The sequence below is a fragment of the Pseudomonas sp. NY11955 genome (genome assembly GCF_048068035.1).
Taxonomy (GTDB): Bacteria; Pseudomonadota; Gammaproteobacteria; order Pseudomonadales; family Pseudomonadaceae; genus Aquipseudomonas.
Genome location: NZ_JBLUPS010000066.1, coordinates 1 through 279 on the forward strand (window position 1 = coordinate 1; position 279 = coordinate 279).

Consider the following 279-nt stretch of genomic DNA (forward strand, 5'->3'; position numbering starts at 1 on the left):
GGCGTTGGCGATGTCGCCGATCACTTCCACCTGCGGGAAGTACACGGCATCGACTTCGGCGGAGCGGAAGTTGATGTGGATGACTTCGGTGCCGCCACGGACCATGAAGAATGGCGGCTTCTCGATCACGTCGTGGCCGATGTTGATGATCAGGTCGGCTGCTTCGATGGCGCGGTGGACGAAGTCACCCGACGACAGCGCGGCGTTGCCCAGGAAGCGCGGGTGGCGCTCGTCGACCACACCTTTACCCATCTGGGTGGTGATGAACGGGATGCCGGT

1 pseudogene is annotated in these 279 nt (G+C 62.7%); it reads right to left on the reverse strand.

The annotated features are described in order from the left end of the window. A pseudogene (locus tag ACNFBR_RS29305) lies at positions 1-279 on the reverse strand (acetolactate synthase large subunit); the annotation flags it as partial.